The following is an 11,149-nucleotide window of genomic DNA, read 5'->3' as shown; positions in this document are numbered from 1 at the left end:
GGTGAGGCCAATTATAGAATTTTCGGGGAGAATGTCAAGGGTTTTTCTCAAAAAATTTCAACTTTTTTTCATTTTTTTTGAAAAAACCGCCAAAACCCCGCTTCTTGCCAGTCTGTCAACAGTATATTCACTATTCCCCGTTCCAGGGAAGCAAATGCTCGGCAAAATTTACGATTAAAAAGCGTCATGCGAGGCAGAAACGTCCTTCGTCGACCATATTCTGCCAATTAGTTTGCGAGCAAACTCGCGAAGAGCACTGCGGCCATGCTTATCACGGAAGAGCGATCCATCCGATTCGATGATTGCATACAAAATAACATCACCGCGTTTCGAGTCTACAACTGAAACCCTGCCACGGTAAAGCGCCTTCATCGATATGTCACGATTTAACGTACGGACGCTCAGCGGCATGATATAAATCTCAATGCCGTTACTCTCGCCTTCAACCCTTTCACGGGAAAGAGGGACGTCATCAACCTGGACCTCGGATATGTAGTGCGGTCGCAACTGTTCCATTTTACGCGACGAGAGCACCCAGAAAGAATCGGCCTTCATCTGCACCTGGATTCTCATGGAATCGACACGGAGCGAATCTGCATCATACTCTAACTTCAGCAGGAGAGCGATTTCTTCTCTGAGCACTTCTCCAAAATGCTCTCCAAACCAAGTTCCAAAATCGCCCTTGTAGGCTTTCCACTCCGTTCCAAACACTTCGTAATTATCAAGGAAGGGCTCCGAATAGTACACCTTCACATTCTTTACGTCGGCCCAGGTCTCTATCCACTCGTGTTCACGAAATACGCTGGAGGCATTCTTCGAATTTTCCGCCACGTAGACATCTGCAAGGGATTTTTTCTGGGCATAATCTTCCAGAACGCACCCAGCAAGGGCTACTGCAATAAGAACCGGAACTACCTTGTTGCAGATTGCAGACAAATTCATTATCGCATACCCTCTGTCAGCATTGACTTGGAGAACCCGGCGCTATAGCCGATAATGATGGCAATGCTATGCCGTATACCATCGACAGGACCATAGTCAGGGAAGTCCCGTGTTTCCGGCCTTTTTTCAAGGACTGTATCGGGCACATAGAGTTCTGCTGTTTCCAAGGTGATAAAGTAGCGGATGCGGAAAAACAAATCCACGAACGAAGTAAGGGGCAGCTTAAAGTCGACTTGCGCACCAAACTGTGGCCCAAACGCCTGAATGGTATAATCGGGGTCATCGGTCATCGTATAGTCGGCAACTCCAATCCCCGCTAAAACATCGAAGGTGACAAACTTAGATTCATAGACGGCCATACCGAGAAAGATCTCGAATTGCCCCATCAGGAATCCGAAACCATCTCCCTCCATTTCATGATCCGTGCCTTCCCACAGGGTCTTCTTCGGCCCTAGCCCTCCAGCAAAACCGAACCCGAACAGGACTCGCCATATCTGGATTTCTCCGTTGAAAAGAAATTCGAACGAAGCATTTACCGTTTCACCGTTTTCTCCGCCAAAGAAGGGAACTCCCCCACCAAGGCCCATCGAGAACATAAACCACTTCTTTTCGGCCCTGCGCGCATCCATGTTTGCCTGAGCATATCCCTCGGGAACGTATTCGCGAATCAACTCACCGTACGCACTTTGTGGATAACGTGCAAAAAACCTGTCGCGAGCCTTTTCCATAAAGTCATAGAACAAGCCAAATTCAGATTCTCCATGAGAATCTCTTTGTATATCGACAAGTCTCGACCTGGAATGCTTGACAATAATAGCCTCAAACACAATCCGGAATGCATCCTTAAGTTCTCGAGGCACATCGAGTTCAACGAAGCCATCTTCGACACCCGTGTAGTTGGCAAGCAGGGCAAGCGATTGTGCAAATGCGGAATCCTGTGCAAACGGATTGTTCCGACGCGAAAGGGAATCCTTTATAGAGCGCGCATTTTCCATAAGCCCGACAAGACCGGCCCAAGCAGCCGACTTGTCGCCATAGAACTGTGCGCTTACCGCATACAGCAAGAAAAGTTCATCGTAGGAGAAAAGCGTCGCATTGGAATCCTTAGACAACAGTTCAGATTCGAAAGAACGGAAAAAGTCACGGAGCGAGCCGGACGCGAACTGTCCGTAACATCCGATTTCGGAGAAACAGTTTATGGACTTTTCCAATATGGCGGCACGGCCTTCCACCAGGCTCCCTTCACGGGAAGCCCCCTCCACAGCATGGTCCCATTTGTAGGCGAAGCAGGGCGCAAGGGCCATAAACACTGTCAAAACAAACAATGCAAGCGCCTTAGGCATTCCCCACTTCCTTTGCAATTGCCGCTACGGGGTCTTCCGTCCGGTCAAGATCGACAGAGACCGACTCAACCTGCCAGCGGAACCATGTCAGTTGCCTTTTTGCGTAATTGCGCGTCTTCTTCTTGACATCATCGACGACCGCCGCGATTTGCCCCGCCGTATCAGCCTGCAAGAGTTCCCGGTAACCCAGGCTTTGCCATGCGGGAGCACTCAACGGGACATTCTTTGCCAGTTCACGAACTTCATCCTGCCAGCCGTCGGCAAGCATCTTGTCGACACGGGCATCGATACGCGCATAGAGATTCTCGCGAGAACGGTTCAGCCAGAAGACAGGGAGCCTGCCGATGCCGCCTTCGCGTTGCTTTTGCCATTCCGAAAGTTTGCGGCCAGTCGCATGGAACACCTCGAGGACACGGACAATGCGCTGCAGATTATGCTCGTCGACATTTACCATCGCCTCGGGGTCTACTTCGTGCGCCATTTTGAACAAACTATCAGTCCCCACCGAGAGCCCCTGGTTTTCGATTTCCGAGCGTACTTCCGAAGCGATTTTCGGAATCTGCGGGAGTCCAAGCATGAGCGACTGGAGATAGAGCCCTGTACCGCCGACCGCGATAAACTTGCGCTCGGGATTTGCGGCAAGCAGGCCCTTTACATTGGCGCAGAAGTCTCCCGCCGAAAACACCTTCTCGGGTTCGAGAAAGTTCACCATATGGTGCCTGACCCTCCCCATATCCGTCGCGGACGGCTGTGCGGTACCAATCGTGAACCCCTTATACACCTGGCGGGAATCGACACCGATAATATCGGCCCCATAACGCGCAGCCAGCTCCACAGCCACGCTCGACTTCCCTATTCCCGTAGCTCCTACGATGGCGAAAAGAATCGGCATGAAACGCAATATAATTATATTTGAATCCGATGAACAAAATCAAGCACATTCTAGCCATATTTATCGTACTCGCGGCAATCGCCACGCTGGCCTACGTGCTCCCGAAAACCGGTCTCGAGAATCTGCTACCCAAGCAGGATGCACCAGAAGAAACCGTCGCCGACACGACAGCGGCACAGGATACCCTGCCATTTATAGACCGTATGAAATCTGAACTCGAAGTTCTGCAGGCGCAGTATTCCAAGAGGAAGAATCGCGACGTGTGGACGCTCGGTAAGGGCCGCACCATCATCAACTACCTGCTGCAAGCGCAAAGAATCCTGGAAAAGAACGGCGGCAAGGTCCTGTACATGGAAGAAGTATTCAACGACAACAATGCTTTCCAGTCCGCACTGCTCGATGCACTCGACCCGAACGGCGACACGCTACACCTGAACTTGCAGGTATCCACGAACATATTCCGCGACAACGCATCGTACCTTTCCATCTCGTTCCAGGTGACAAAGCTCAATCCCGAAATCATCGTAGAACTCAACAAGCTCGACTTCCCCTACGACCTCCTCGTAACGCCGTTCGGGATGCCCGAAGGATTCTACCCCGACCTTGACAGGATAAAGGACAAGGAAATTGTACTTTGGCTCGTGATGGAATCGCAGAACCTGGATTCGAGGTATTCCAGAATGCGGCCAATTCGCAGCCACCACACGGAAGAACAGATCCGGAGCGCCATTTCAGACGCCAAGGCGCTCATTCCGTCGACAAGCGGTATCGCCACACGATTTGCAGAACAGGCCGTCGAACACAAGCCCCTGCTGCAGGCCGTTCTCAATGCGGCAAAGGAAAACGGCCTGTGGTTTGCCGACCTCTCGCTCAACAAGAAATCAAAACTGCTGGAACTCTGCCCCGAGCTCAACATGAACTGCAAGATTCTTTCGCCCTACAATCCTTCGAACAGCAGCCTGGACGACTACATACACCAGAAACTGCGCGGTGCCGCCAGAAGCGGCATGGGAGCGATGATACTCCCGCTTACGCTCGAAAGTATCGCCAAGGTAAGGACTATGAAGGAAAAAACTGCGGCGCAGGGCACCACGCTAATAAATTTATCTACCTTTATGAACACCAACAAGGAGCTTCCATGACCGTAAAACTAGGTGTCAACATAGACCATATCGCCACAATCCGCGAAGCACGCAAGATTCGCGAACCGGATCCGGTTGCTGCAGCCATCATCGCAGAACTCGCCGGGGCGCACGGGATCGTCGCCCACCTGCGTGAGGACAAGCGCCATATCCAGGACCGCGACCTGAAGCTCCTCCGCGGTACCATCGCCACCAAGCTTGACCTGCAGATTTCGACAAACCCCGAGATGGTCCAGTTCGCCATCAACGTGCAGCCCGACATGGTAACGCTCGTCCCCGAGAATAGCCAGGAAATCACCACCGAGGCTGGCCTGAATGTCGCCGCAAAAATTGACGAGATTGCAAAGATTGTCATGACACTCAAGAACAACGACATCGCGACGTGCATCTTCATCGATCCCGAGACCGAACAGGTGAAAGCGGCCAAGAAGGTCGGTGCGGACTTTGTCGAATTCAACACCATGCGCTACGCCACTGCCTGCGACCTTGGAAGCATCCAGGAAGTGAACCGTGAAATTTCGGCCATCCAGGACATGACCGTCCTCGCCAAAAAGTACGGACTGCGTATTCTCGCCGGCCATGGGCTGAACTACAGGAACGTCGAACCGATTGCCGCCATCGAGGGAATCGAGGAACTGAACATCGGTCACAGCATCGTCGCACGCGCCGCACTCATGGGGCTCGAACGGGCCGTGAAGGAAATGGTCGACATCATCCGCCGCGCAAGCACCTAGCCGTATTTACATACAAGATAAAGGCAAACCGACCTCGCCGGTCGGTTTTTTATTAGTAATCAGCGTATTCCACGTCTTGCAGCACAAGTCCCTGTGGAGGGGCCCAGGTGCGTTCGCCCTTGAAATTCTTCTCGAATATAGTCTTGACCGTACCTTCGGGATAGCGGCCGCGGCCCACATCAAAGAGAGTCCCGACCATCGCGCGCACCTGACGGTGCAAAAAGCGGTTGCCGCGGATATGGAACATGCATGTCCAGTCGTTCACGCGCTCGAGCCTAAACTCGGTCAGCGTGCAGAGCGTAGACTTGCCGTCGTTACGCGGAATACAGAAATCGATAAAGTCGTGTTCGCCAAGGAACGCCTGCGCCTCGCGCTCCATCGCACCGAGATCTAGCGACAGGGAGCCGCATTCCCAGCCGAAATCACGCATGAGTGCCACAGGGCGGGTAAATATCGTGTACTGGTAATAGCGAGAGACCGCATCGTAACGGGCATGGAAATCGGGCGCGCACGCCTGCAGGTCACGGATGCGGATAAGCCGCTTGGTAAGTCCGTTTATCGAACGTTCCGTCTTGAACGGGTCCAGTTCACCATCGAAATCAAAGTGGACACACTGCCCGCGGGCATGGACACCGGTATCGGTACGGCCCGAACCCACAATGCGGATTGGGGCTCGGAGTGCTACCGAGAAAGCCTCCTCGAGGGCGGACTGCACCGTCACGAACTTGGTCTTACCGGCTTCGTTCTGTTCTTGCCAGCCGTAAAACGCGCTTCCCAGATATTCGCAGCGGAACCGGTAGCGCATCAAGCCCCCGATTCGAGGGATTCCTTGATGACAGCCTCAACCTGTTCCTGCGGGATTTTCAACTGCGAGGCGATTGCCGACGCGGGGAAACCGCGGCGGGACATCTGCATAATCTTGGTTTTCTCGGTAAGTTCACGGTCGAAACGGCTTGTCTTGAGCGGGGATTTCGCCTGCAGGCTCGGATCGCCGGTAGAATTGTGGCTCTGGGCACGCAGTTTCATGGTGCGTTCGCGGGTAACGCCGCGCGGGGAGCGCAGGACATCGGAAAGCGACTGCATCGCAGAAGTGATGCGTTCCTTTGCCGTGGGCCTAAGCTGCGGGCGCGGGGCATCGAGGTCAGTCGTCAAAATCTTGTTCTCGGGCACGCCATGCTCGTTCTCGAACGCCATCTTGGGCAGTTCCTGTTCCTGGCTGGCAGCCGCATTCTCAACCTCGTCGATAATGGAGCGCTTTTTGGGGCGCGGGCGCGTAACGACAGTCGCATCGTCAAGCCCTTCCTTCGGCTCCTTGAAACGCTGTTCCGCCTTCACGGCCTCCATCTTGAGGGTCAGGACTTTCTTGCGGTGCGCGAGGAAGGCCAGCAAGATGATACAGAGGATAACGGCACAAACGCCGCAGGCTATCCAGATTACGGCCTCGTTGGACAAGCCAAACGGGTTGTTCGAAGGCGCAGGAGCGGGTTCCTTGCGCATATCGCCGAGGGCTTCCCATGAGGATTCCAGTTCACTGCGGATAGAAAGTTGCAAGTCGGGGTTACCCTGGGCTTCAAACAGCGCCACCTGCAGGGAATCAATACGGCTACGAGCCTCTAGATAGGCTTCCGCATCAAAGGACGACCTCACTGCAGGAAAATCAAGCAACAGATAGATACCAAGCCCTGCTGCCAGCACAAACAAGACAATAGGAGCAATAAACTTCTTCATACGCATGTAAATGTAGAAAAACGGAGAAACACAGGCGTGCGCCCCTCCGCCGAAACGGGCCATTTCAAAAAACGGGAACAATATTCTCGATTATTGCGGGGTGATGAGAACTTCTCTACACTTTATTGGCTTTTATTCAAAAAAAACGTGCCGAAGCCCGTTCAAGTGGGTATCTTTATGTTCAAGAACTCTTTGTTCTCCTCCTAACCCCAAAAAAAACATCCTGGCTTCTGGTCAGGATGTTTTTTTATGCTCTTGTAGGCAGGGCTAGCGCAGCGCGTCGACGGAAACAACCCTGTTCCCGCCATTGTTGATGGACAACTGCAGCGCCATCTGGGCGGTATAAATAAGTCCGCCCTCGTCCTGGGCATGGTCAGGCATGACAGACACGCCAAGGCTCAGGTTCGTAGCCAGGATGCCGTCGCCGTACGCAATCTGGAGCTGGGAAATCTCCCTGCGGATGCGTTCGGCGCGCTCAAGGGTTATCTTGCTATCGGCACCGGGCAAAATGACGCAGAGGACATTCCCGTCGTAACGGCACGGGATGTCTTCGGTACGGATAAACCCGGGCAGGCGCTGGCCCAGTTCCCACAGGAGCTGTTCGACCGCGTGATGGCCCTTTTCCTTGTTGATGGTCTCGATGGCATCGGGATACATCATGATAATGCCGATAGGAGTATTGTGACGGCGGGCGGCAGAGACCTCGCGGCGCAGGGATTCTTCCATATAGCGCCTGTTGAACAGCCCGGTAAGGCTATCGCGGATACTGTGCTGCTGGAACCGGAGATTCAGGTTCTGGTTTGCGACATACAGGCCGAAAGTTGCAGCCACGATGCTCACCTTCGCCTTCCAGAACTCGAGACTTTCGCCCTCGGGGAACTTGTCCACCTGGATACAGAGAATGCCAAAATGCTCCTCGAGGCCCTCGATAGGCGCACAGAACGATACTCCCTGCGGGTGATGGTGCAGGTGCGTACAGCCCCCGGTAAATTCTCCCGTGGTGAAGTTCGTGACCACGATATCGCCCACATTGAAGCTCGCGCATTCCGCCGGCATAATCGTATCGTCGCTGATGACGTAATCGCCAAAGGAAAGGATCTTGTGGAGTTCCGTCTGAACCCCGCCATACATGTAGAGGATGCCGGCAGCCTTCGGGAACAGTTCCGGAAGCGACTTTTCGAGCGCCTCGACCACCTCGGAGAACGGGCGATTCTTGAGGATATGCTTGCAGAAGGCGTTCCAGGCATCGAGAGGGAACACCTGCGGGGCTTCCTTGACCTGCTGCTTGAGGGCTTCGGCCGCAGGGACGGCGCCCGGCGGGAGAATGCTGTCGAAGGGGCTCTTCTTTTGCTGCTGGGCAGGGTGTTCAAAAGGCTGAACTTCGTCGCCGATAGAGGGCACGACAGGCACATATTCGGTTTTCGGGGCGGTATTCTGCGTATTGAGGAGTTCGGTGTAGTTTTCTTCGGCTTCGCGCAGCTTACGACAGCAGAGGCTGTGGTAGACCAGCCCGAGAACGGCGCCCCAGGCGCCAACGAGAACGAATTTCAGGTGCAAAGCCAAAGTCTTGTCGGGAATAAAATACGCCGCAACGACGCCACCCGCAAAGAACACAAGGCAAAAGAAATAAGAAAGGAAACTCATACCATAAATTTATCAAAAGAAACGCATTTTGTTCACAAGTAAATGAAAATTTCATGAAAAAGAGGCTTTTTAGGGCTCCCAAAACCGCGAAGGAGAATTTTTCCTAAATTTGAAATAATGACCATTCTCGAAAAAATCGCCTTAGCGTTACCCGCCGTTGAATCCCCCGCCCGTTACATGGGTGGCGAAGCGAACAGCATCGTAAAGGACCACAGCCAGATGCTCGCCCGGATGGCGTTCCTGTTCCCGGACACCTACGAGATAGGCATGAGCAATAACGGCATGCGCATCTTGTACCACGTGGTGAACCGCGAGCCCGACATGCTCTGCGAGGTGGCTTTTGCGCCATGGGACGACATGGCCCGCGAGATGAAGAAATACGATATCCCGCTGTACACGCACGCAAGCTACACGCCGGTACGCGACTTCGACGTCATCGGGATTACGCTCCAGACAGAACTGAACTTCACCAACGTGCCCTACGTACTCGAACTAGCGCGCATTCCGGCATGGCAGAAAGACCGCGGGGAAAACGACCCGATTGTCGTCTCCGGAGGGCCCGCGATGGCGAACCCCGAACCCGTGGCGGACTTCTTCGACGCCTTCATGATAGGCGACGGCGAGAAGGTGATGATCGAACTCTTGCGCTGTGTTGGCGAAGGGCGCAAAGCAGGACTCAAGCGTACCGAGATTCTTGCTAACTTATCCAAAATAGACGGCGTATACGTGCCGACGCTCCGCCCCGTAGTAAAGAACGAATTCGGCATGCTCGTGCCGGCAGAGCCCGCAAAGGGCAGCTACGAGCACACGAACGGGGTTCGCCGCCTGTTCATCCCGGAGATGGACCCGAAGGACTACCCCGTCAAAAACCTGATTGCCAACATGCAGCTCGTACACAACCGCTTCAGCGTGGAAGTCATGCGAGGCTGCGCACAGGGTTGCCGTTTCTGCCAGGCAGGCATCTGGTACCGCCCGTGCCGCGAACTCAACCCGGACGATGTCCTCGACATCGCGAAAGCGGGAATCCGCGCCACCGGCGAACGCGAACTCGGGCTCCTTTCGCTTTCTACCGCCGACTACAAGCCGGTGGAGGCCCTCACCGACTCCATCATCGACGACCCGTTTTTTGACACCGTCGACGTGAGCCTGCCGAGCATCCGCGTGAACAGTTTCGGCCAGACACTCGCCGGCAAGATTGCCGCCCTCAAGGGAGGCCGCAGCGCCACGTTCGCACCCGAAACCGGGTCCGAGCGCATCCGCAAGATGATCAACAAGACCATCAGCGACCAGGACATGTACGACGCGGCCGAGCACGCCTTCAGCAGCGGGTTCAACAAGATCAAGCTCTACACGATGATCGGATTCCCGACCGAGAACGAGGCCGACATGCAGGCTTTCTGCGACCTCATCTTCAACCTCGTGAAAATCGGGCGAAAATACAACCGCGAAATCCAAATAGCCGTTTCCATCGGAATCCTCATCCCGAAATCATTTACCGGGCTACAGTGGGCGCCCTTCATGGACAAGGAAACCGCCCTCAGGCACATCCGCTACGTGCGCGAAAAGTTCTTCAAGCACCCGAACGTGAAAATCAACTGGGCCAGCTGGGAAACAAGTTTCCTCGAAGCCGTGTACAGCCGCGCCGACAGGAGCCTCGCCCCCGTAATATACGAGGCATACAAACAGGGCATAATCTTCGAGAGCGACGCCTACCGCTTTGACTACAACAAGTGGCTGGGCGTGTGGGAAAAGTGCGGCTACGACACAAGCTGGGTGTACCGCGAACGCGAGAAGGACGAAGTATTCCCGTGGGACTTTATCCACGCAGGCACCTCCAAACAGTACCTGCGCCGCGAATGGGAAAAGGCCTTTGACCCGAATTCCGCACCTGTTCCGAACTGCAAGTGGGGCGACTGCCAAAAGTGCGGCATTCCCGGATTCGGAGCCGAAATCAAGCTTGCCGACGACCCCGTGCGCCACAAGGCGCCGAGCCGCACCCCCGAAGAAATCAAGCAGCTCGTCGCGGAGCGACGCCCGAAAAAGGCAGAAAGTTTCAGTTACAAGATCACCTTCAAGAAGGCTGGCCTAAGCCGGTTCCTACCGCACCAGAACATGCTCAGCTTCTTTGAGCGTACGTTCCTGTGTGCAGGGATTCCCGTCAAGTTCAGCGAAGGGTTTAGCCCCAAGCCTCGCATCTCGAACATGGGAGCACTCCCGTTAGGGCTCGAGACCTACTGCGAGATCATCAGCGTGGATTTGCTGCAGAAACTCGACATTTCACCTGAGAATCTCCCGAACCTCATGGCGCAGCTGAGCGAACCGTTCCCGCGCGGCATGGAAATCGTGAACATCGAGCCCCTCAAGGAAAAGCTCAGCAAGCATTTCCCGAAGGCGATGGTGTACCGCCACACGCCCGAAAGCATCCCCGCCGACCTAATGGAGCGGTTCAACGCGAAAGACCTCCCCATAGTCAAGAACCACCGCGGGCAGGAAATCAACCTGAACGAGCATGTACAGGGCATCGAAATTGCCGGAAAGACGATGCTCGTGAAGGTAAAATGCAATGACCAGGGCTGTACAGCGAGCCCGTTCGTAATTTTTGCAGGGCTACTCGGCATAGAAATCGACCCCGCGAAGCTCGACGAAGCGTCCAGACGCTTCCTAATTGCGAAAATCAGCATGGAATGGGGAAAAACGTAACCAAAAATTGCATAGACAGAAGCT

General features: G+C 54.3%; 9 protein-coding genes. 3 read left to right on the top strand and 6 right to left on the bottom strand.

The features are described 5' to 3' along the window. Positions 1 to 174: 174 nt before the first annotated feature. From B7994_RS07270 to miaA, 3 genes are read right to left on the bottom strand one after another with little or no spacing between them, the layout of a single operon-like run. Positions 175 to 942, bottom strand: coding sequence for a hypothetical protein (locus B7994_RS07270; protein ID WP_088637790.1), 768 nt, complete (start codon positions 940 to 942; stop codon positions 175 to 177). Further along, positions 942 to 2,285, bottom strand: coding sequence for a hypothetical protein (locus B7994_RS07265; RefSeq protein ID WP_088637789.1), 1,344 nt, complete (start codon positions 2,283 to 2,285; stop codon positions 942 to 944). Before B7994_RS07265 ends, B7994_RS07270 begins: the two co-directional genes overlap by 1 nt. Continuing rightward, positions 2,278 to 3,177 carry a tRNA (adenosine(37)-N6)-dimethylallyltransferase MiaA gene (gene miaA / locus B7994_RS07260; RefSeq protein ID WP_088637788.1) on the bottom strand — a complete coding sequence of 300 codons (900 nt, stop codon included), beginning with the start codon at positions 3,175 to 3,177 and terminating at the stop codon, positions 2,278 to 2,280. Before miaA ends, B7994_RS07265 begins: the two co-directional genes overlap by 8 nt. Positions 3,178 to 3,206: 29 nt before the next feature. On the opposite strand from miaA, the gene B7994_RS07255 reads away from it, so the two are divergent. Further along, positions 3,207 to 4,319: a divergent polysaccharide deacetylase family protein gene (locus tag B7994_RS07255; protein ID WP_088637787.1), complete on the top strand. Its 1,113-nt coding sequence runs from the start codon at positions 3,207 to 3,209 to the stop codon at positions 4,317 to 4,319. Continuing rightward, positions 4,316 to 5,053 (top strand): pyridoxine 5'-phosphate synthase, encoded by a 738-nt coding sequence (locus B7994_RS07250; protein WP_088637786.1) that lies wholly within the window; start codon positions 4,316 to 4,318, stop codon positions 5,051 to 5,053. Before B7994_RS07255 ends, B7994_RS07250 begins: the two co-directional genes overlap by 4 nt. A gap of 52 nt (positions 5,054 to 5,105) precedes the next feature. Here the strand turns inward: B7994_RS07250 and truA are convergent, their stop codons facing one another. The 3 genes from truA to B7994_RS07235 all read right to left on the bottom strand — a co-directional run bounded on the left by truA (position 5,106) and on the right by B7994_RS07235 (position 8,425). Beyond that, entirely contained in the window at positions 5,106 to 5,858 is a 753-nt protein-coding gene (gene truA / locus B7994_RS07245) for a tRNA pseudouridine(38-40) synthase TruA (protein ID WP_088637785.1), read from the bottom strand. After that, positions 5,858 to 6,781, bottom strand: coding sequence for a hypothetical protein (locus B7994_RS07240; RefSeq protein WP_233143103.1), 924 nt, complete (start codon positions 6,779 to 6,781; stop codon positions 5,858 to 5,860). Before B7994_RS07240 ends, truA begins: the two co-directional genes overlap by 1 nt. A 267-nt stretch (positions 6,782 to 7,048) precedes the next feature. Continuing rightward, complete coding sequence (locus tag B7994_RS07235) at positions 7,049 to 8,425, bottom strand: GGDEF domain-containing protein (protein WP_088637784.1); 1,377 nt, start codon at positions 8,423 to 8,425, stop codon at positions 7,049 to 7,051. A 117-nt stretch (positions 8,426 to 8,542) separates the two neighbouring features. Between B7994_RS07235 and B7994_RS07230 the strand changes: the two genes are divergently transcribed. Further along, positions 8,543 to 11,125: a TIGR03960 family B12-binding radical SAM protein gene (locus B7994_RS07230; protein WP_088637783.1), complete on the top strand. Its 2,583-nt coding sequence runs from the start codon at positions 8,543 to 8,545 to the stop codon at positions 11,123 to 11,125. Positions 11,126 to 11,149: the final 24 nt, after the last annotated feature.

This window comes from Fibrobacter sp. UWR2 (assembly GCF_002210285.1).
GTDB lineage: Bacteria > Fibrobacterota > Fibrobacteria > Fibrobacterales > Fibrobacteraceae > Fibrobacter.
Note: the sequence above shows the minus strand (reverse complement) of the source record. Positions and strands in the feature narration are given on the sequence as shown.